The organism is Stenotrophomonas sp. ZAC14D1_NAIMI4_1, assembly GCF_003086775.1.
In the GTDB taxonomy this organism is placed as follows: Bacteria; Pseudomonadota; Gammaproteobacteria; order Xanthomonadales; family Xanthomonadaceae; genus Stenotrophomonas.
Genome location: NZ_CP026001.1, coordinates 2,646,179 through 2,665,538, shown reverse-complemented (window position 1 = coordinate 2,665,538; position 19,360 = coordinate 2,646,179). Strand labels below are relative to the sequence as shown.

The following is a 19,360-nucleotide window of genomic DNA, read 5'->3' as shown; positions in this document are numbered from 1 at the left end:
AAGCGAATGGGTATCAAATGCAAATACGAGCCGTTATCATTTGAGGATGCCATCACCCCTGCCGGGGCGGCGCCTTCTTTAGAAACGGCTGGTGTTCCATGCATGCACGTCCCGTCGTCGCCGGTCTGCCGGCCCTGGTCCTTGCCGCCCTGATCGGCACCATGGCGATGATGTCGTTCGTGGCGGTGATCGGGCCGGTGGTGCGCCTGCTCGGCCTGTCCGAATGGCACGCCGGCCTGTCGGTCACCGCCGCTGGCGTGCTGTGGATGCTGGCCGCCCGTCCCTGGGGACGGCTGAGTGACCGCATCGGCCGCAAGCGCGTGCTGCTGCTGGCCATGGCTGCCTACACGGTGATCTACATCGGCCTGGCGGTGTTCATTGACGTCGCCCTGCAGGTGGTTCCGCCCGTGCTGGTCTCGGTACTCGTGCTGGTCGGCGCACGTGGGTTGATCGGCCTGTTCTATGCAGCTGTCCCGCCCACGGCGGCGGCGTTGATTGCCGACCAGGCCCCCACCGGCCAGCGAGCGCAGTTCATGGCGCGGCTGGGCAGCGCCAATGCGCTGGGCATGGTGCTGGGCCCGGCTGCTGCGGGCTGGCTGGCCTACCGCAACCTTTCCCTCGCGCTGTACGTGGCGGCGCTGCTGCCGCTGTTGTCGCTGGCGCTGATCGCCTGGCGGTTGCCGGCCACGCCGCCGGTGGCCGCTGCACAGGCGCGTGCGCGCGCACCGATGTCGCGGCTGGATGCACGCCTGCGCCTGCCGCAGCTGGCGGCCTTCCTGGCAATGGTCTCGGTGACCATCGCGCAGGTCACCGTGGGGTTCTTCGCCATTGATCGTTTCGTGCTGGATGCCGCTGCGGGCGCGCGCATGGCCGGCATCGCACTCACCGCCGTCGGCGTGGGCCTGATCCTGGCGCAGGTGCTGGTAATGAAGCTGGAGGTGCATCCGCGCCGCTGGATCATCATCGGCGCCCTGATTGCGGGGCTGGGTTTTGCCGCGGTGGCGGCGGTGCAGCAGCCCTGGCAGCTGCCGGCCACCTACGCAGTGGCGGCGGTCGGCATGGGGTTCGTGTTCCCGTCCTTCCAGGCATTGGCCGCCGATGCGGTAGAGCCACACGAACAGGGCGCGGCCGCCGGCACCGTCGCCGCCGCGCAGGGGCTGGGCATGGTGGCCGGCCCGATGCTGGGCACGGTGTTGTACCGCGCAGGCGCCAGCCTGCCGTATCTGCTGGTGGGCGTGCTGCTGTTGCTGCTGTGCGGCCTGGCCATGGCCCATCGCGCAAAGGAGACCGCATGAACGATTCCCTGATGCAGGGCGCGTGGCCGGACGCTGCGCCGACGCCTGCCCATCACACTGACGAAGCTGCGCTGTTCCTGCTGCAGCACGCCGACCAGCAGATCCACGCACGCGGCTGCCGCGCGAGCCTGCCGACCGGCGCGCTGGCCAGCCTGGCCGAACGCGTGCAGGCCTTCTTTGCCCAGCAGCGGGGTGGTCCGGGGCTGTTGCTGGGCGCCGTGCCGTTCGAGCCGCGTGCGGACGATGCGCTGTACCAGCCCGAACGCGTACTGCCGGGGCTGCACGTGGCGCCTCTGCACGCGCCCGCCCTGCGCGGGGCATTGACAGCCGAGCCGACTGCGCAGGCCTACGCCGCTGCCGTGGCGACGGCCGTGGAGGCGATGCGCGCACCGTCGGCAACGCTGCGCAAAGTGGTGCTGGCGCGCAGCCTGGTGGCGCACACCGAGCAGCCACTTGCGCCGGACACGCTGCTGGCGCGCCTGGGTGCCGATCCCTCGGTGGCAACCTATGCCGTGCCGCTGCCGGTCGAACCCGGGCAGGCGCCGGCGTGGCTGGTCGGCGCGACACCGGAACTGCTGCTGCGCAAGCGCGGCGCTCAGGTGCTGTCGCATCCGCTGGCCGGCTCTGCCCGCCGCAGCAGCGATCCGGCCGAGGACCAGTGCGTGGCCCAGGCGTTGCTGGCTTCGCGCAAGGACCACGATGAACACCGCCACGTGGTCGAGGCCATCGTCGACGGCCTGGCCCCCTGGTGCCGTCGTGTCGAGGCACAGGCGCAGCCGGTGCTGCACGCTACCGCCAGCATGTGGCACCTGGGCACGCGCATCCATGCAACGCTGAAGGATGCATCGACGCCCGCCGCCACGCTGCTGGCCGAACTGCACCCGACGCCTGCGGTCTGCGGAACCCCGCGACAGGCCGCGCTGCAGCGCATCCGCGAACTGGAGCCGGTGCCACGCGGCTTCTATGCCGGCGCGGTCGGCTGGCTGGACGCGCAGGGTGACGGCGACTGGTACGTGGCCATCCGCTGCGCACGCCTGCAGGGCACGCAGCTGCGCCTGTTCGCCGGTGCCGGCGTCGTCGCCGACTCGCAGCCGCAGGCTGAAGCAGCCGAGACCGGCGCGAAATTCACTGCCTTGTTGAACGCCCTGGGTGTGCACGACCCGGCGGCCCTGATCGAGCCCCAGCCATGAACCCCATTGAATCCCCTCGGCTGCCGCTGCAGCAGGCCTGGCCCGAAGCGCGCGTTGCACGCTATCGCGCTGCCGGCCACTGGCGCGGCGAGACCTTCCCGGCCTTCCTGCGCGAGCGCGCAGAGCAGTACGCCGATGACATCGCGGTGGTGGCCGGTGACGTACGCCTGAGCTACGCACAGCTGTGGCACGAAGCCGGGCGTATCGGCGCCGGCCTGCTGGGGCAGGGCCTGCAGCCGGGTGACCGGGTGCTGGTGCAGCTGGGCAACACCGCCGGTTTCATCACCACCGTATGCGGGCTGTTCCGTGCCGGACTGGTGCCGGTGTACGTACTGCCGGCCCACCGCCTCACCGAGCTGGTCCACTTCGCCCGCAAGGCCGAAGCCAGCGCCTACATCACCACCGATGTGCACGAGGGCTTCGACCATCGTGGCCTGGCGCGCGCGCTGCAGGCGGAAGTACCCGCCGTCGCGCGCGTGGTGATCGATGGCGAGGCGGACGGGTTCATCGCACTGGACGCGCTGCAGGGTGACCGCAGCCATCTGCCGTCCGACCCGGACCCGCAATCGGTGGCGTTCCTGCAGATTTCCGGTGGCAGCACCGGGCTGTCCAAGCTGATCCCGCGCACCCACGACGACTACATCTATTCGTTCCGCGCCAGCAACGCGATCTGCGGCATCGACCGCGACAGCGTCTACCTGGTGGCACTGCCGGCGGCGCACAATTTCCCGATGAGTTCGCCGGGGTTCTTCGGCGCGCTGTACGCCGGCGCCCGCGTGGTGCTCAGCCCCGGCCCGGGCCCGGATGCGGCGTTTCCGCTGATCGCCCGCGAACGCGTGACCTGCTGTGGCCTGGTGCCGCCGCTGGCGCTGCTGTGGGCGCAGGCGGCGGCCACCAGCGCGCACGATCTGTCCAGCCTGCAGGTGCTGCAGGTGGGCGGTGCCAAGCTGGTGCCGGAGGCGGCGCGAAGGGTGATCGATGGCCTGGGCTGCACCCTGCAGCAGGTGTTCGGCATGGCCGAGGGCCTGGTGAACTACACGCGGCTGGATGACCCTGAAGAACTGATCGTGGCCTGCCAGGGCCGGCCGATCAGCCCGGATGACGAGGTGCGCGTGGTCGATGATCACGACCAGCCCGTGGCCGAGGGCGAGGTGGGGCATCTGCTGACCCGTGGCCCGTACACCATCGGCGCGTATCACAACGATGAAGTGGCCAACGCACGGGCCTTCACCGACGATGGCTTCTATCGCACCGGCGACCGCGTGCAGCAGCTGCCGGGCGGTTACCTGGTGGTGCAGGGCCGGGCGGGTGACCACATCAACCGTGCCGGCGAGAAGATCTCCGCCGAGGAGATCGAGGACCACCTGCTGGCCCATCCCGCGGTGTTCGACGCGGCGGTGGTGTCCATTCCCGATGACTACCTGGGCGAGCGCAGCTGCGCCTTCGTCATCCAGCAGGGCGAACCGATCAAGGGCCCCGCGCTGAAGGCGTGGATGCGTGGCCGCGGTCTGGCGGCATTCAAGGTGCCCGACCAGGTGGTGTTCGTGGACAGTTTCGATACCACGGCGGTCGGCAAGATCAGCCGCCGTGAACTGCGTGCGCAGCTGCGCGCGCGTCATCTGCAACAGACAGGAGGAACGCGCTGATGGCGCTGCCCCGCATTACCCCGTACGCCTTGCCGACCGCCGCCGAACTGCCGGCACCGCGCGGCCCGTGGCGCCCGCAGCGTGATCGCATCGCGCTGCTGGTGCATGACATGCAACGCTACTTCCTCGCCGCGTTCGACGCCGACGCCGCGCCGCTGCAGCCAGCGGTGGCTAACATCGCGCGCCTGCTGGCGCACTGCCGCGCACATGGCATCCCGGTGTTCTACACCGCCCAGCATGGCGACCAGGACCGGCGCGACCGCGGCCTGCAGGCGGACCTGTGGGGCCCGGGCATGCGCCGCAGCGACGAGCATGAGCCGATCATCGATGCGCTGGCCCCGCAGGCTGGCGAACACGTGCTGGTCAAGCATCGTTACAGCGCCTTCCAGCGCAGCAACCTGGAAACCCTGATGCGCGTGCGTGGCCGCGGCCAGCTGCTGGTCACCGGTGTGTATGCGCATATCGGCTGCACGGCCACGGTGGCCGAAGCCTTCCAGCGCGACATCGAAGCCTTCATCGCCGCTGATGCGGTGGCCGACTTCTCGCGCGCGGACCATGACCAGGCCCTGCACTGGATCGCACGCACCAGTGGCGTGCCGATGACCACCGATCAGCTGCTGGAGGTGCTGTGATGACTACGACGAACGACGTGCTGGACCTTGAACGCATGCGGGCCGACGTGGCCCGCGTGCTCGACTGTGCGCCGGCCGACATCGGCGACGACGACAACCTGATCGACCTGGACCTGGATTCGATGCGCATGCTCGGCCTCGTCCTGGCCTGGAGCAACACCGGCCTGCCGCTGGAATTCTCGCAGTTGGCCGAGCACAGCACGCTGCGCCAGTGGTGGGCGGTGGTGCAGACGCTGCAGGCGGCGCAGCGGGCATGACCGCTGCGGGGCTGGCCACGCCGGTGGCGCTGACCGAGGCGCAGTCGGGCCTGTGGTTCGCCCAGCGCCTTGCGCCGGACAATCCCGCGTTCAATACGGCCCATGCTGTATGGATCGAGGGCGCGCTGGACGTGGCCGCCTTCGTGGCCGCCGCCAACCAGGCCGCCGCCGAGGCGCAGGCCCTGGCGCTGCGCTTTGCCGAGGGCGAGGATGGACAGCCCCTGCAGTGGCATGACGCGGCCCACGTGCCGCTGCTGGCACTGCACGATCTGTCCGCGGACGCCGATCCCGCCGCTTCGGCGCGGGCGGCGATGCAGGCCGACCGGCTGGCGCCTGTGGACCCCACCCGCGACCGCATCAGCCAGCAGGTGCTGTTTGATCTGGGCGGACAGCGTTGGGTCTGGTACCTGCGCGTGCACCACCTGGCTGCCGATGGCTATGGCATGGCGTTGTTCAGTGATCGCGTGTGTGCGCTGCACGCAGGCCGCGGCGGTGAACCGTTGCCGCCGCTGGCGGGCGTACTGGCCGATGATGCCGCCTACCGCAGTGATGCACGTCGCGAGCAGGCGGGCCAGTGGTGGCGCGAGCAGTTGCGGGGCGCACCGGCCGCTGCGGGCCTGGCCGGTACGGCGGCCGCGGGCAGCGATGCGCTGCGCTGGGTGCAGCCACTCGATGCCGCGTTCCGCGACCTGCTGCTGCAGACGTCGGTGCGCTGGCTGCAACCGTGGCCGGACGTGCTGGCCGCGTTGTCGGCCGAGTACCTGCGGCGGATGAGTGCCGCCGAGGAGGTCGTGCTGGGCGTGCCCTACATGGGACGGCTGGGCAATGCCTCGGCGCGGGTGCCGGCCATGGTGATGAACGTACTGCCGCTGCGGGTGGCGGCGGGCGAGGGCAGCGTCGAGGATTTCTCGCGCCGTATCGGCCGGCAGCTGAGCCAAGGGCGCAGGCAGGGTCGCTACCGGGGCGAGCAGATGCGCCGTGATCTCGGCCTGGTGGGCGTGCAGCAGCGCCTGCACGGCCCGCTGGTGAACGTGCAGCCGTTCTACAAGCCGCTGGCGTTGCCCGGCGTTGAGGCCACGCTGGAGGTGCTGTGCACCGGCCCGGTCGATGACCTGACCCTGGGCTTCCGTGGCGACGGACAGGCGCTGCTGGATCTGGAGATCGAAGCCAATCCGGCGCTCTACAGCCTGGATGACGTGCAGGCGCACGCCGCGCGGCTGCAGCATTTCGTGTCAGCGGCACTGCAGGCGGACGACATCTGCCAGGTGCCGCTGGCGACGCCGGACGAGGCACAGCGCACCGTACACGGCTTCAATGCCACCGACCACGCGTTGCCGGCGACCACCCTGGTGCAGCTGCTGCAGCAGGGCATGGATCGCGATCCGCAGGCGACGGCCCTGGTGTTCGGCGATACCACGATGGACCACGCCACGCTGGAAGCACGCAGCTTCGGATTGGCCGCGCAGCTGCATGCGATGGGCATACGCCCTGGTGACATTGTCGCGGTAGCGCTGCCGCGCTCGCTTGAGCTGGTCGTCGCGTTGCTGGGCGTACTCCGCGCCGGTGCCGCCTACCTGCCGCTGGACCTTGCCCACCCGGATGAACGGCTGGCGCGCATCCTCGCATCGGCGCGGCCGGCCTGCGTGCTGGCCGAGGCCGACGTGCAGGCGCGGCTGGGCGATGTCACGCTGCTGCCGCCTTCGCAGTGGACCGCACTGAGCTTCGCCGCGCCGTGGGCCGATCCGGCGCCGGGCGATGCGGCCTATGTCATCTACACCTCTGGCTCGACCGGTGAACCCAAGGGCGTGGTGATCGAACACCAGGCCATCGTCAACCGCCTGCTGTGGATGCGCGAGCACTACGGGTTCGCCGCGGATGATCGCGTGCTGCAGAAAACCCCGGCCACCTTCGACGTGTCGGTGTGGGAGTTCTTCCTGCCGCTGCTGTGCGGCGCCACCCTGGTGCTGGCTGGGCCGGATGCGCACCGCGACCCGAGCGAGCTGGCGCGGCTGATCCGCAGCCATGACATCACCACCGCGCACTTCGTGCCGTCGATGCTGGATGCCTTCCTCGCGGCACCGGCTTCGGAGGGCCTGCGCCTGCGCCGCGTGTTCACCAGCGGCGAGGCCTTGGACGCCACGCTGCGCGACCGTTTCCACGGCCGGGTGCATGCGGAACTGCACAATCTGTACGGGCCGACCGAGGCGGCGGTGGATGTGAGCTGGTGGCCGGCCAGTGCCGGCGATCGCTCGCGGCCGGTGCCGATCGGCTTCCCGGTATGGAACACGCGCCTGTACGTGCTGGATGCACGCATGCAGCCGCTGCCGGTCGGCGTGGCCGGTGATCTGTACCTGGGCGGCGTGCAGCTGGCGCGCGGCTATCTGGGCCGCGACGACCTGACCAACGAGCGCTTTCTGGCCGATCCGTTCCTGCCCGGGCAGCGCATCTATCGCACCGGTGACGTCGCGCGCTGGCGCGGCGATGGCGCGGTGGAGTACCTGGGCCGCAGCGACCACCAGGTGAAGCTGCGCGGCCTGCGCATCGAGCTGGGCGAGATCGAGGCTGCGCTGCGCGAACTGCCTGGCATGGACCGGGTGGAAGTGCTGCTGCGGCAGGATGCGCCGGGCGAGGCGCGGCTGGTCGCCTACGTGCCGTCTTCATTTGCCGATGCAGCGGTGCTGCGCAGCCATCTGGCCACGCGCGTGCCGGACTACATGCTGCCCTCTGCATTCGTCGGCGTGGATCATTGGCCGGTGACGGCGAACGGTAAGCTGGACCGCGGCGCATTGCCGAAGCCGCCGGAAGAGCACGCCGGCGGACTGGCGCCGCGCACGCCGCTGGAGCATGAGCTGGCAGCGCTGTTCGCACAGGCGCTCGGTCGCACGACGCCCATTGCCGTGGACGCGGACTTCTTCAGCCTGGGTGGCGATTCGCTCTCGGCGGTGCATCTGCTGCTGGCCATTGAACAGCGCTGGCGCTGCGACCTGGGCCTGGGCGCGCTGTTCGCGCAGCCGACGGTGGCCGCATTGGCCACGCGTATCGCCGAGCCACCAGCGTCGGCCGACCACGGGCTGGGGCCGGTGATCGCACTGGCGACGGCGGAAAGCGCCGCCCCGCCGCTGTTCGTGGTGCATCCCGCCGGCGGCATCGCCTGGAACTACCGGACGCTGGCGCGAGCGCTGCAGCCGGCGCGTACGGTCCATGGCCTGCAGTCGCCGGCATTGGACCCACGGCAGGCCATGCCGTCGAGCATCGAAGTGATGGCAAACGACTACGTGCAGCGCATCGCCACCCTGCAGCCGCAGGGGCCGGTACACCTGCTGGGCTGGTCGGTGGGTGGCATCCTCGCCCAGGCCATGGCGGTGCGCCTGCACGAGATCGGCCGCGAAGTGGGTGAGCTGGTGCTGCTCGATGCGTATCCCAGTGAATGCTGGCGGGCTGAACCGGAGCCCGATGCCATCGCCGCGCTGCGTGCGTTGCTGGCCATCGCCGGCCATGACCCCGACGCACATCCGGAACTGGACAGCCGCGAGCGCATCCTCGCCTTCCTGCGCCGTGGTGGCAGCGCGCTGGGCAGCCTGCCGGATGTGGTACTCGATGGCGTGGTGCGTGCGGTGACCGGCACCAATCGCCTGATCCGCGAACATCAGCATCGGCCCTTTGATGGCACGCTGGTGCATGTGCGCGCGGGGCGCGACCACCAGGCGCGGCCGCAGCTGCAGTCGGCGTTGTGGATGGCCCATGCACGCAGGGTGCAGGCACTGGAGCTGCCGTTCCTGCACGCCGAACTGACTGGCCGCGATGCGGTGGCGCAGCTGGCGCCCTGGTTGTCGACGCGGTTGCGGCAGTGGGATGAACAACAGGAGATCGCAACATGCAGCTGAGCGGTTTTGAAGGACGCGTGGCGCTGGTGACCGGCGCGGCCGGTGGCATCGGCGCGGCCCTGGTACGGCTGCTGGCCGATGCAGGGTGCACGGTGGTGGCGACGGACTACCAGCGTCCAGCCGTGCAGGATGCGCGGGTACGGGCATTCGCGCTGGACGTGACCGACAGCGCGGCGGTGGATGCGCTGGTGGAGCAGGTGGAGGCGGGCGTGGGCCCAATCGCGCTGGCCGCCAGCGTGGCCGGCGTGTTGCATGTGGGCGAAGTGGCTACGACCGGCGATGAGGACTGGCGGCGCGTGTTCGCGGTCAACGCCGATGGCGTATTCCATGTCGGCCGCGCGCTGGCGCGGGTGATGTCACCACGGCGCCAGGGCGCGATCGTCACGGTCAGTTCCAATGCGGCCGGCGTGCCCCGCCACGGCATGGCCGCCTATGCGGCGTCGAAGGCCGCTGCCACCATGTTCAGCCGCTGCCTGGGGCTGGAGCTGGCACCACTGGGCATCCGCTGCAACATCGTCGCGCCCGGATCGACGCTGACGCCGATGCAGACCGGCATGTGGGAAGACGCGCACGGCGCCGAGCGGGTGATTGCAGGCAACCTGGATACCTACAAGGCCGGCATCCCGCTGCGCAAGCTGGCCACGCCGGAGGACATCGCCCATTCGGTGATGTTCCTGCTGTCCGAACAGGCCGGTCACGTGGCGATGAGTGACCTGTACGTGGATGGCGGCGCCACCCTGCGCGGTTGAGCGCCTGTAGAGCCGGCCGCTGGCCGGCAATCGCGATCTGGTAGTGCCGGCCGCTGGCCGGCAACCCCGATCAGTTCCAGACAATTCCGAACCTCCGTCACGGCAGACCCCGACGCTCATCCCTCAACTGCCTGGCCCATGATGTGCCATGAGCAGCCATCGCCTCCGCCTCGGCCGCCGCTCGATCACTGGCCAGGCCTACGTTCTGACAACGACCACCCAGCAGCGCCGCCGCCTCTTTGAAAGCGCGGCGGCGGCAGCCTGCGTCATCGCGCAGTTCCGATACATTGAAGAGAAGGGGCTGGTGCGGTCGTTCGCCTGGGTCGTCATGCCGGATCACGTGCACTGGATGTTCCAGCTGCAGGCGTCGGAGCTTGCTGACATCGCCCGCCGGCTGAAGTCATCCAGCGCGCTGGCGCTGAATCGACTGGCTGACCGGCGCAGTACGGTATGGCAGTCAGGGTATTTTGATCACGCGGTGAGAGCCGAGGAGTCGCTGGTGAAGCAGGCGCTGTACATCCTGGGGAACCCGATCCGGGCCGGTCTCGCCAGGCAGATCGGCGAGTATCCGCACGCGTGGTCGATGTGGACCTAATGCCGGCCAGCGGCCGGCACTACCACGGCGCTCACTGTTGCAGCGCGGGGCGGGGTAGTGCCGGCCGCTGGCCGGCAACCGCAGCGAGGTGCGTGATCGTGAGCTGCTGCCGGCCAGCGGCCGGCACTACCGAGGCAACGGCCTAGACGCCGGTGCGGGGCTTGCGGATGCGCTTGGGCTTTGCGGCATCGCCGCCGCTGGCGGCACCGTCCTGCAGTGCCTGCAGCCAGGACAGCGTGTCGATGTAGTCGATGAAGTGCCGCAGGTAGCCGGGGCTGGTGGCCTGCATCATGTCCAGCATGCGCTGCACCAGCACCGCCGAGTTCAACGGACCGCCATCGGCGGGTGCCTCGGCACGCAGCGAGCGGCGTACCTGCAGTTCGCTGCGCAGCTCGGACCACTCGCGGCGCACCTGGTCCAGCATCGGCACCTGCGGGTAATGCCGCAGGCTGCGCGAGCCGGCGTCGAGGTCGCGTACCAGGCCGCGCAGGCCTTCCAGCGGCGAGGATGGCTTACGTGCCATCAGCGGCCTTCGGCTTGGGGATCGGCGCGATTTCCACGCGGCGGTTGCGCGCGCGGCCGGCTTCATCGGCATTGGAACTGACCGGCTGCTCGCTGCCGAATGCGGCGGCAAACACGGCATCGGCCGGTACGCCGTCGGCAATCAGCGTGCGGGTCACGGTCAGTGAACGCTGCGCGGACAATTCCCAGTTGTCGGCGAAGCGGCGGTTGCCATCGCGGATCGGCGCATCATCGGTGAAGCCGCTGACCATCAGGATTTCTTCGCGCGAGCCCAGGTACGCCGCCAGCGGCGCCGCCAGGCTGCGCAGCAGCTCCTGGCCTTCCGGCTGCAGCTGGTCCGAGTTGAGCGCGAACAGCACGCTGCCGCTGATGCCGATGCGGCCGTCCACCAGGGTAACCCGGCCGGCGGCCAGGGGGCCGGCCAGCGCCTGTTCCAGCGTCTGCAGGCGCTTGGCCTCGGCCTGGCGCTGCTTTACTTCCTGGTCCAGCCGCTGCGACAGCTCCAGCTGCACCGCCACCACGCCGACCAGGATCAGCACGAAGGCGCCCAGCAGCACCGACATCAGATCGCCGAATGCGGCCCAGATCGGGGCGTGCGAGCCGCCGTCGACCTCCAGTTCGTCGCTCATGCGCTACCGGCCTTGCCACGGCGCGTGGCCAGCTGCTGCAGTTCTTCCATCACCTGCTTCTGCGACAGCAGGCTGAGGTCGACCACCTCGCGTGCCTGCGCCACGTAGTAGGCCAGCTGTTCGTCGCTGCGGGCCAGCGAGGCGTCCAGGGCGCCGCCGATCTGTTCCAGGCGCCCGGACAGTTCGGTCGATGCGGCGCCGAACTGTTCGACGGCGGCGCCGAAGGTGCCGGCCAGCTGGCCGACCTCCGCTGCGCTGCCACTGAGGTGGCCGGCGATGCCGTCGAGCTTGCCGGTCTCGGCAGCAATATGGTCGGTGAAACGGCTGCCGACGCGCTCCAGCAGCTCGGCCGAGCCGCCCACCAGTGCATCCACCGCAGTGCGCTGTTCGTGCGAAGCGTGGTTGATCGCTTCCAGCAGGGTCTGCACGGTGGCCAGCAGGTGGCCGCGCTCTTCCAGCATGGCATTGTCGCGCGCCAGGCTTTCAGACAGGGTGCTGCGCAGTTCGTTGATGACCTCGGCTGCGGCCTTGGGGGCGTCGGCGGCGGTCTGCAGCAAGGTGGAGACCTCTGCCAGAGTGGCGCTGGCCTGTGCGCGACCGTTCTCGCCGATCTGCTGCGCCGTGCTGGCCAGGGTCGCGCAGACCTGCTGCTGGCGCTCGGCCAGGCCCTGCGCGATGGCTTCCAGTGCGCTGCTCCACTGCTGCAGGCGCTGCTCATCACCAGCCTGCAACTGCGACTGCAGGGCCATGTGCGCCTGCTGCAGTTCCGTGGAAACCGCATCCCAGCGCGCCTGGCGCTGCTGCTCGCGCGCATCCAGGCCCGCCTGCAGTTCTGCATGAGCGCTGGCGGCGGCAGCCTGTGCCGCCTGCCAGTCCTGCGAGCGCTGCGTTTCGTGGTCCTGCAGCAGCGACTGGCCAGCGGCGTGGCGCTCGTCCAGTGCCAGCAGCAGTGCCTGTGCCTGCGTGTCCAGCTGTGCACCCACCGCCTGCAGCGACTGTTGCTGGCGTTCCAGCAGCGTGGTGTTCAATGTGTGCTGCTGCTCGGCCGCGCTGCGCCATGCTTCGGCCGTGTCGGCGGCATCGGCCTGCAGGCGATCGCTGATACGGGCGATCAGCGTTTCGGCCTGTGTGCCCTGGCCATCACTGAACGCCTGCAGGTGCTGGCGCAGATCGGCCACCAGCGCCTCCTGCGCCCGGGCCTGCTCGGCTACGACCTTGGCCCAGCTCGCCTCGGTGGCAACGCGGCTGCGCTCGAAGCCATCATTGAGGCCGGCCAGCTGCTGCTGCACGGCCTGCTCGACACGCGCATGCAGGGCCTGGCCATGGGTCGCCAGGCCGGCCAGCGTGGTTTCGGCCATCGGCTGCAGCGCGCCACCAATAGCGGCCGCACTGGCTTCGGCGCCTTCGCGCAGCGACTGCTGCAGCGAAACCGCCAGGCGTTCCTGCAGGGCCTGGCTCTGGGTGAGGAACTCGGACTGTCCGGCCAGCAGCCGCTCGTTGGCCGCCGTGCTGTGCTGTTCGAAGGCGCTGGTCATCGCCTGCAGGCGGTCCACCAGCGCGGGCAGGGCAGACGACTGCGCCTGCAGCAGGCGCAGCGACTCGGCGCGCTGCCAGGCCTGCGAATACGGATGCAGCTCACCGGCGATGGCGCGGTCCAGCTGCTGTACCACCTGCAGCCGGTCGCGGCGCAGCAGTGCCGACAGCAGGCCGAGCATGGCCGAGCTGGCCACGCCGGCAATGGAGGTGCCAAACGCTACGGCCAGGCCCTGCACCGGCGAGGCCAGCGAGCCGCGGATGGCGGCCATGTCGGTCGCGCTCTGCAGGGCAAGGCCGGTGCCGCGCAGCGTGTCCATCATGCCCAGCAGGGTGCCGAGCATGCCCAGCAGCACCAGCAGGCCCACCAGATAAGGGGTCAGCACCGGGCCGGGCAGGGCGGTGCGCTCGCCTTCCACGCGCAGGCGAACGGCATTGCGCAGGCCCACCGGCACGCGCTCCAGCCACGGCGCCAGCGATTCCTTCGCCGTCCCCAGGTCGTTCAGTGCAGCGCGCAGCCCGTTGCTGGCCTGGCGGTAGCGGTACAGCTCCACCCCGCCGGCGATGTAGCAGGCCGCGATGATCGCCGCCACGGCTGCGCCCAGCGGGTGCACCGCCACGTAGCCGATGCCGATCCAGCACACGGCCAGCAGGCCGACAAGGAATACAACGACATGGAAAGCAGTTCTGGACATGGTGTTCCGGTCAGTGGGAGCGCAGGGCTGCAAGCAGCCCATGGATCGGGTGGAAACGCAGTTCGAGCTCGGCCAGCAGCAGGCTGCGCATGTCATTGCGGAATGCCGCGCGCCAGCCGGGCTGGCCGTGCACGCGTTCGAAACGGGCGCCCAGCACCGTGGGCACCGTCGCCAGCAGGCTGTGCTCGCGCGGGGTCAGGGTCTGTTCCATCACCGCATCGACCTCGGCCAGCCGCGCCAGTTCGGGCGAGGCCTGCACCAGCTGGTCGCGCAGGCGGCCGCGCAGGCGCCCGGTGGCGGTCTGGATGGCCTGCTGCAACACGCGGTAGCGCTGGCGCAGCGACGCGAAGTTGGGGTGTGCGGCGGCCTCGGCCAGGTCCAGCAGGCGCTCGGCCTCGGCATCCTCGCCGATGGAGGCCAGCAGGCTGGACTCGGCCTGCGCGCAGTCGGCCAGCAGGTCGTCCACCGCCTCGGCGGCCTCGCCCGGCTCGGGCAGGCGGCCGTCCAGCGCCCCGGACAGGGCCACGGCACGGCTCCAGTCCACCCACTGGCCGAGGCGATCGGTCAGGGCGGGACTGCTGGCCGGCATCGCACCGTCGCTGAGACGGGCAAGCAGGCGGAGGAAGTCCGGTCCACCGAGGACCGGCTGCGCGGCGTTCGCCATCAAGTAGCCAGGGGCCAAAAACCGTTGATTTTACAACCAGATGACCGCCGCTGGATGAAGGGGCCGGGCCATCCCCCGTGGTCAGGCACGGGGAGGGTCTCGGCCCGCGCCGGCAGACGGCTTAGAATGGTCGGCTGCACTAACGCAACTGGACCCTCTGGAGCTTCTGCATGACCCTCGCGCCGTTCTATCCCATCGGTACCCCCGGCCAGCCCTGGGGCGATGCTGAACGCGCACAGTGGCGGGCCGCCCAGCAACGCCAGCGCAGCTACCACGACGACGTGGTGGCAGCGCTTGAGCGCCTGGACGACGGTTTCGACGTGATCCAGTACGGCCAGCTCGACTATGCGCCGGATCATTACCCGCTGTTTGCCGTGGTCAACCACGGCTGGAACCCGGCGCTGCCGACCGCCCTGGTCACCGGCGGCGTGCACGGCTATGAAACCAGCGGCGTGCACGGTGCGCTGCAGTTTCTCGAGCAGCAGGCCGAGCGCTACCTGGGCCGGATGAACCTGATCGTGGCGCCGTGCGTCAGCCCGTGGGGCTACGAGCGCATCCAGCGCTGGAACCCGAATGCGATCGACCCCAACCGCAGCTTCCGTGACGGGGGCCTGATCGAGGAAGCCGCCTCGCTGATGCGCTGGGTGGCCGAGCGCAAGGCGGACATCCGTGTGCACCTGGACCTGCACGAGACCACCGACAGCGACCTGCACGAGTTCGATCCGGCACGCTGTGCCCGCGACGGCAAGCCGTTCGAGCGTGACACCATCCCCGATGGCTTCTACGTGATCGGCAACAGCGAGGATCCGCAGCACGGCTTCCAGAAGGCACTGATCGAGGCCGTGGCCCCGATCACCCATATCGCCCCGGCCGATGCCGAGGGCAACCTGGTGGGCCTGCCGCTGCAGTCGCCGGGCGTGGTCTGGGGCGAGTCGCGCTCGATCGGCGCATGCGCCGGTTTCACCGACGCGCGCTATGCCACCACCACCGAGGTGTACCCGGACAGCCCGCGCACCAACCCGCAGGAATGCAACGACGCCCAGGTGGCAGCAGTGTGCGCGGGCCTGGATTACGCACTGGCGCAATGAGGTAGCGCCGGGCCATGCCCGGCGACCAACCTGCCGGCGCTGCGGATCATCCCTTCTGGCGCTGCTCCTGGATGGCCTTGTCCAGTGCATCCAGGTCATCGGTGGACGACTGCAGCCACTGCGCGTACGCGGGGGTTTCGACGAAACCTTCGCCGCGCAGCACGGTGTCCAGGTCCGGGTTGTCATTGCTGGCGTGCTGCAGGAAGCCCGCCATCAGGCCCGACAGGCGGTGCGCGGCCTGGAAAGCAGCCTGCGGCGATCCTGCCGGCTCGACGATGGTGCCGAGGAAGGCCGCGTAGGCGGCGTGATCGACGTCGAAGTCATCGCGGTTCTTGAACGCCTCTGCACTCAGCTGTGCTTCACCCGAGCTGTGGCGGGCGAAGCCCCAGGTCCAGATATCGAGGAAATGCAGCGCTTCCAGCTTCTGGCGTTCTTCCGTGCTCAGATCGACCGCGCCGGACAGGGCGTACTCCATGGTGGCGGCCGAAAAGGCTTCGGTGCCGGAGTTGGCGTGGAAATCGCTGAGGCTGCGCAGCGCATCGGGTTCATGCGGGTCGAGCTGCAGCGCACGGTAGATCACGCGCGCGCCTTCGATGTGGCGGCCCTCGGCGATGAAGATGTTGAGGGCGTGGGTGGCCAGCTGGGCAGCGTTGAGTTCGGCGAAGGTCGTCATCGGGGTGGGAAAGGGAAAGGGCGGTCCGATGGTAGGTGCAGTGTTCCGCCGCAACAAGGGCCATACCCGGCCGCGCAGTAGATCCACGCCATGCGTGGATGTTCGATTGCCTCAGAACCGGTAGCCGATGACCGTGAACAGCGAGGTCTTGTAGCGGTCATCACCGCCCTCTGCGGCGCCGCTGATGTACTGCCCGGCACCCACGAACGGATCATTGCGGCCAACCAGCAGCTCGCTGGATACGCGCAGGCGGCCATGCGTCCATGCGCCGCCCAGGGTCAGGCGCTGGCTGTCCTTGAAGTCGGCTTCGTCCTTGATGAAGCGTGACAGGCTGGCGTACAGATCGACGTCCTGCCCGCCCAGTGTCACCGGGCGACCCACTTCGGCGAACACCACTGTGCCCTTCGTGGCGATGTTGTACGACGCATCGAAACCGCCCACGGTGATCACGTGCGTATCGCGCGCTGCAGGCAGGCTGATGTCCTGCCGTGCCACCAGCAGCTTGCCGCGCCAGCTGCCGTTGCCCACCTTGATGCTCGCCGCCAGCGCGCGGCGCTCACCGTCACCCTGCGGCGTCCCGCTTTCATCCTGCAGCCGGGAGTAAAGGCCCGAGACGGCGGCCGAGACCGTGATGTCATCGTGCCTGTACAGATCCCAGTCGAGCGTGGCCGCCACCAGGTCGCGTTCCGAGGTGCGGGTGCCGTTGGGCACGTAGCTGTCGCCCTGCACGAAGGCCGTGGAGTAGCGCGCCCCATCGCGGCTGATGCCCTTGCCATCCGGCGTGGACGTGGGGTAATAGCCGGCGGCCAGGCGGTAGCCCTCGCCGTCGTGGCGGTAGGTGATGCCCGGTGCGTACACCTCTTCCAGGCCGACCACGAAGCCGATGCTGCCGAGCACCTGCGCGCCCCAGTACTGCTCGTCCAGCACCACCGGCTGCAGGCCCACCGCCACGCGGTCGCCATTGGCGAAGCGGCGCCCGGCGTACGCCTGCAGCGGGAAGCTCACTTCGCCGGGGTAGTTGCGGTAGCCCCCCGCATGCGAGTACAGCACGCTGCCGCCGTAGAAGCGGTACTGGGCCGAGGCGAAATAGTCCTTGCCGTCATAGTCGGCCTTCAGGATGAGCGTGTCGAAGGACAGGTGGTTGGAGGTGCGGCGGGTGCCATCGCCGTGTGCGTCGTTGAAGCGCACATCCCAGCGGCCGCGCAGGACACCGCCAAGTGTCCAGCCGGTGTGTGCCGGTGCAGGCGTATCGACGGCCTCGGTGGGGGCATCGGCATGTGCAAGCGAGGCACACGCCAGGCACAGGGCCAGGACAAGAGGCGAACGGACGAAACGGAACGCAGGATGCATGGCAGGTTCCCAGGCAGGAACAGCAGGAAAGTGGACCCTCGGGCAACAGGGCGCCCACCGCGCCGCAAGGCACGGGCAGGGCGCAACGATGGAGAGGGGTGGTTGGGGCTTACGTCTCGGTGGCATCGAACTCGGCGATGGCCTCGCGGGCCACGCGGAAACTGTCGACCGCAGCGGGTACGCCGCAGTAGATCGCCACCTGCAGCAGCACCTCGCGGATCTTCTCGCGGCTGACGCCGTTGCGCAGTGCGCCCTTGACGTGGATCTTCAGCTCGTGTGGCCGGTTCAACGCGGAAATCATCGCCAGGTTGATCAGGCTGCGCTCGGCCAGCGCCAGGTCGCTGCGCGCCCACACCGTGCCCCAGCAGTACTCGGTCACCAGTTCCTGCAGCGGCTGGCTGAAGGCATCGGCCTGCGCCAGGGCGCGATCCACATATTCGTCACCCAGCACGTGGCGGCGGATCTGCAGGCCTTTCTCGAAGCGGGAATCGCTCATGCGCTGATGCCTCCGAACAGGGTGTACTTGATGTCCAGGAAATCCTCGATGCCGTAGCGCGAACCCTCGCGCCCCAGCCCGGACTGCTTGATGCCGCCAAACGGCGCCACTTCATTGGAGATGGCGGCGCGGTTGATGCCGACCATGCCGTAGTCCAGCCGTTCGCTCATGCGCCAGGCGCGGCCGAGGTCGCGGGTGTAGCAGTACGCGGCCAGCCCGGAATCGGTGGCGTTGGCCAGGCGCACGGCCTCGGCCTCATCGTGGAAGCGGAACACGGCAGCCAGCGGGCCGAAGGTTTCGTCGGTCGCCACCTGCATCTCTGCGGTGGCATCGACCAGCAGGCTCGGCTGGTAGAAGCACTCGCCCTGCGCGCCGACGGCGCCGCCCAGCAGCACGCGCCCGCCCTTGGCCACCGCATCGTCCACGTGCGACTGCACCTTGGCCACTGCGGCGGTGTTGATCAGCGGGCCGATCTGCGTGCCCTCGGCCTCGCCCGCGCCCACCTTCAACGCGGCGATGCGTGCACGCAGCGCCTCGACGAAGGCATCGTGGATGGCGTCGTGGACCAGGAAGCGGTTGACGCAGACGCAGGTCTGGCCGGCGTTGCGGAACTTGGCCAGCATCGCGCCATCAACCGCCGCTTCGAGATCGGCATCCTCGAACACGATGAACGGCGCGTTGCCGCCCAGCTCCAGCGACACCTTTTTTACTGTCTTCGCGGCCTTGCCGTACAGCATGCGGCCGACCGGCGTGGAGCCGGTGAAGGTGAATTTGCGCACTTCTTCGCTGTCGAAGAACGCATCACCGATGGACGCGGCATGGCCCGTGACCACGCTGAACATCGCCGCGGGCACGCCAGCCTGCAAGGCCAGGTCGGCCATCGCCAGCGCGGTGAACGGCGTTTCTGCCGCCGGCTTGACGATGCATGGGCAGCCGGCGGCCAGTGCCGGGGCCACCTTGCGGGTGATCATTGCGGCGGGGAAATTCCACGGCGTCACCGCCGCCACGATGCCGATCGGCTGGCGCGTCACCATGATCCGCGCATCGGGGTAGGGGCTGGGAATGATGTCACCGTAGACGCGCTTGGCTTCCTCGGCGAACCATTCGACGAAGCTGGCGGCGTAGACGATCTCCGCGCGGGCTTCGGCCAGCGGCTTGCCCTGTTCGGCGGTCAGCAGGCGCGCAAGTGTTTCGGTGTTTTCGATCAGCAGGCGGTGCCAGGCCTTCAGCACGCGCGAGCGATGCTCGGCCGTGGTGGCACGCCAGTCGGCCCAGCCGGCGCTCGCTGCCGCGATCGCGCGCTCGGTTTCGGCACGGCCCAGGCGCGGCACCGTGCCCAGCACCTGCTGGGTCGCCGGATCGAGGATTTCATCCACCTCACCGCTATCGGCGGTGATCCATTGCCCAGCTACCAGCGCACGCTGGTGGAACAGCGCGGACGTTTCAACGTTCATGCATACCT

At 69.4% G+C, this 19,360-nt stretch carries 17 protein-coding genes; 9 read left to right on the top strand and 8 right to left on the bottom strand.

The window, feature by feature from the left end; genetic code table 11:
• The first annotated feature begins 98 nt into the window (after nucleotides 1-98).
• From C1927_RS12320 to C1927_RS12285, 8 genes are all read left to right on the top strand, one after another.
• Nucleotides 99-1,295, top strand: coding sequence for an MFS transporter (locus tag C1927_RS12320; RefSeq protein ID WP_079222124.1), 1,197 nt, complete (start codon nucleotides 99-101; stop codon nucleotides 1,293-1,295).
• Nucleotides 1,292-2,485, top strand: coding sequence for an isochorismate synthase (locus C1927_RS12315; protein WP_079222123.1), 1,194 nt, complete (start codon nucleotides 1,292-1,294; stop codon nucleotides 2,483-2,485). The genes C1927_RS12320 and C1927_RS12315 overlap by 4 nt, the downstream gene beginning before the upstream one ends.
• Nucleotides 2,482-4,131: an AMP-binding protein gene (locus tag C1927_RS12310; RefSeq protein ID WP_079222122.1), complete on the top strand. Its 1,650-nt coding sequence runs from the start codon at nucleotides 2,482-2,484 to the stop codon at nucleotides 4,129-4,131. The genes C1927_RS12315 and C1927_RS12310 overlap by 4 nt, the downstream gene beginning before the upstream one ends.
• Entirely contained in the window at nucleotides 4,131-4,763 is a 633-nt protein-coding gene (locus C1927_RS12305) for an isochorismatase family protein (protein WP_108746844.1), read from the top strand. The genes C1927_RS12310 and C1927_RS12305 overlap by 1 nt, the downstream gene beginning before the upstream one ends.
• Nucleotides 4,763-5,020 carry a phosphopantetheine-binding protein gene (locus C1927_RS12300; protein WP_079222120.1) on the top strand — a complete coding sequence of 86 codons (258 nt, stop codon included), beginning with the start codon at nucleotides 4,763-4,765 and terminating at the stop codon, nucleotides 5,018-5,020. The genes C1927_RS12305 and C1927_RS12300 overlap by 1 nt, the downstream gene beginning before the upstream one ends.
• Nucleotides 5,017-8,904, top strand: coding sequence for a non-ribosomal peptide synthetase (locus C1927_RS12295; protein WP_108746843.1), 3,888 nt, complete (start codon nucleotides 5,017-5,019; stop codon nucleotides 8,902-8,904). The genes C1927_RS12300 and C1927_RS12295 overlap by 4 nt, the downstream gene beginning before the upstream one ends.
• On the top strand, nucleotides 8,895-9,653 hold the full coding sequence (locus tag C1927_RS12290; protein WP_079222118.1) for a 2,3-dihydro-2,3-dihydroxybenzoate dehydrogenase: 759 nt from the start codon (nucleotides 8,895-8,897) through the stop codon (nucleotides 9,651-9,653). Before C1927_RS12295 ends, C1927_RS12290 begins: the two co-directional genes overlap by 10 nt.
• A 148-nt stretch (nucleotides 9,654-9,801) precedes the next feature.
• A complete protein-coding gene (locus C1927_RS12285) occupies nucleotides 9,802-10,248 on the top strand; it encodes a transposase (RefSeq protein ID WP_079222117.1) in 447 nt (148 codons plus the stop codon).
• 142 nt (nucleotides 10,249-10,390) lie between these two features.
• Here the strand turns inward: C1927_RS12285 and C1927_RS12280 are convergent, their stop codons facing one another.
• Genes C1927_RS12280 through C1927_RS12265 form a run of 4 tightly spaced genes read right to left on the bottom strand, consistent with a single transcriptional unit; the run spans nucleotide 10,391 to nucleotide 14,291 of the window.
• Nucleotides 10,391-10,771 (bottom strand): DUF2894 domain-containing protein, encoded by a 381-nt coding sequence (locus tag C1927_RS12280; protein WP_108746842.1) that lies wholly within the window; start codon nucleotides 10,769-10,771, stop codon nucleotides 10,391-10,393.
• Nucleotides 10,761-11,399, bottom strand: coding sequence for an OmpA family protein (locus tag C1927_RS12275; RefSeq protein ID WP_108746841.1), 639 nt, complete (start codon nucleotides 11,397-11,399; stop codon nucleotides 10,761-10,763). The genes C1927_RS12280 and C1927_RS12275 overlap by 11 nt, the downstream gene beginning before the upstream one ends.
• Nucleotides 11,396-13,627 (bottom strand): DUF802 domain-containing protein, encoded by a 2,232-nt coding sequence (locus C1927_RS12270; protein ID WP_108746840.1) that lies wholly within the window; start codon nucleotides 13,625-13,627, stop codon nucleotides 11,396-11,398. The genes C1927_RS12275 and C1927_RS12270 overlap by 4 nt, the downstream gene beginning before the upstream one ends.
• A 10-nt stretch (nucleotides 13,628-13,637) precedes the next feature.
• On the bottom strand, nucleotides 13,638-14,291 hold the full coding sequence (locus tag C1927_RS12265; RefSeq protein WP_108746839.1) for a DUF3348 family protein: 654 nt from the start codon (nucleotides 14,289-14,291) through the stop codon (nucleotides 13,638-13,640).
• A 170-nt stretch (nucleotides 14,292-14,461) separates the two neighbouring features.
• Between C1927_RS12265 and C1927_RS12260 the strand changes: the two genes are divergently transcribed.
• On the top strand, nucleotides 14,462-15,379 hold the full coding sequence (locus tag C1927_RS12260) for a M14 family metallocarboxypeptidase (RefSeq protein ID WP_108746838.1): 918 nt from the start codon (nucleotides 14,462-14,464) through the stop codon (nucleotides 15,377-15,379).
• Between the two features lie 46 nt (nucleotides 15,380-15,425).
• Here the strand turns inward: C1927_RS12260 and C1927_RS12255 are convergent, their stop codons facing one another.
• The 4 genes from C1927_RS12255 to C1927_RS12240 all read right to left on the bottom strand — a co-directional run bounded on the left by C1927_RS12255 (nucleotide 15,426) and on the right by C1927_RS12240 (nucleotide 19,352).
• A complete protein-coding gene (locus C1927_RS12255) occupies nucleotides 15,426-16,052 on the bottom strand; it encodes a hypothetical protein (RefSeq protein WP_108746837.1) in 627 nt (208 codons plus the stop codon).
• Between the two features lie 111 nt (nucleotides 16,053-16,163).
• Nucleotides 16,164-17,402, bottom strand: coding sequence for a hypothetical protein (locus C1927_RS12250; RefSeq protein ID WP_108746836.1), 1,239 nt, complete (start codon nucleotides 17,400-17,402; stop codon nucleotides 16,164-16,166).
• A 109-nt stretch (nucleotides 17,403-17,511) separates the two neighbouring features.
• Nucleotides 17,512-17,898, bottom strand: a complete 387-nt coding sequence (pcaC, locus tag C1927_RS12245; RefSeq protein WP_079222109.1) for a 4-carboxymuconolactone decarboxylase — start codon at nucleotides 17,896-17,898, stop codon at nucleotides 17,512-17,514.
• Entirely contained in the window at nucleotides 17,895-19,352 is a 1,458-nt protein-coding gene (locus tag C1927_RS12240) for an NAD-dependent succinate-semialdehyde dehydrogenase (protein ID WP_108746835.1), read from the bottom strand. Before C1927_RS12240 ends, pcaC begins: the two co-directional genes overlap by 4 nt.
• Nucleotides 19,353-19,360: the final 8 nt, after the last annotated feature.

What these genes read in the sequence shown, in the direction of transcription:
- C1927_RS12280 (WP_108746842.1), bottom strand. Translation starts at nt 10,771, where the DNA reads ATGGCACGTAAGCCATCCTCGCCGCTGGAAGGCCTGCGCGGCCTGGTA.
- C1927_RS12315 (WP_079222123.1), top strand. Translation starts at nt 1,292, where the DNA reads ATGAACGATTCCCTGATGCAGGGCGCGTGGCCGGACGCTGCGCCGACG.
- C1927_RS12300 (WP_079222120.1), top strand. Translation starts at nt 4,763, where the DNA reads ATGACTACGACGAACGACGTGCTGGACCTTGAACGCATGCGGGCCGAC.
- C1927_RS12310 (WP_079222122.1), top strand. Translation starts at nt 2,482, where the DNA reads ATGAACCCCATTGAATCCCCTCGGCTGCCGCTGCAGCAGGCCTGGCCC.
- C1927_RS12265 (WP_108746839.1), bottom strand. Translation starts at nt 14,291, where the DNA reads ATGGCGAACGCCGCGCAGCCGGTCCTCGGTGGACCGGACTTCCTCCGC.
- C1927_RS12240 (WP_108746835.1), bottom strand. Translation starts at nt 19,352, where the DNA reads ATGAACGTTGAAACGTCCGCGCTGTTCCACCAGCGTGCGCTGGTAGCT.
- C1927_RS12295 (WP_108746843.1), top strand. Translation starts at nt 5,017, where the DNA reads ATGACCGCTGCGGGGCTGGCCACGCCGGTGGCGCTGACCGAGGCGCAG.
- C1927_RS12250 (WP_108746836.1), bottom strand. Translation starts at nt 17,402, where the DNA reads ATGCATCCTGCGTTCCGTTTCGTCCGTTCGCCTCTTGTCCTGGCCCTG.
- C1927_RS12305 (WP_108746844.1), top strand. Translation starts at nt 4,131, where the DNA reads ATGGCGCTGCCCCGCATTACCCCGTACGCCTTGCCGACCGCCGCCGAA.
- C1927_RS12275 (WP_108746841.1), bottom strand. Translation starts at nt 11,399, where the DNA reads ATGAGCGACGAACTGGAGGTCGACGGCGGCTCGCACGCCCCGATCTGG.
- C1927_RS12320 (WP_079222124.1), top strand. Translation starts at nt 99, where the DNA reads ATGCATGCACGTCCCGTCGTCGCCGGTCTGCCGGCCCTGGTCCTTGCC.
- C1927_RS12290 (WP_079222118.1), top strand. Translation starts at nt 8,895, where the DNA reads ATGCAGCTGAGCGGTTTTGAAGGACGCGTGGCGCTGGTGACCGGCGCG.
- pcaC (WP_079222109.1), bottom strand. Translation starts at nt 17,898, where the DNA reads ATGAGCGATTCCCGCTTCGAGAAAGGCCTGCAGATCCGCCGCCACGTG.
- C1927_RS12260 (WP_108746838.1), top strand. Translation starts at nt 14,462, where the DNA reads ATGACCCTCGCGCCGTTCTATCCCATCGGTACCCCCGGCCAGCCCTGG.
- C1927_RS12255 (WP_108746837.1), bottom strand. Translation starts at nt 16,052, where the DNA reads ATGACGACCTTCGCCGAACTCAACGCTGCCCAGCTGGCCACCCACGCC.
- C1927_RS12270 (WP_108746840.1), bottom strand. Translation starts at nt 13,627, where the DNA reads ATGTCCAGAACTGCTTTCCATGTCGTTGTATTCCTTGTCGGCCTGCTG.
- C1927_RS12285 (WP_079222117.1), top strand. Translation starts at nt 9,802, where the DNA reads ATGAGCAGCCATCGCCTCCGCCTCGGCCGCCGCTCGATCACTGGCCAG.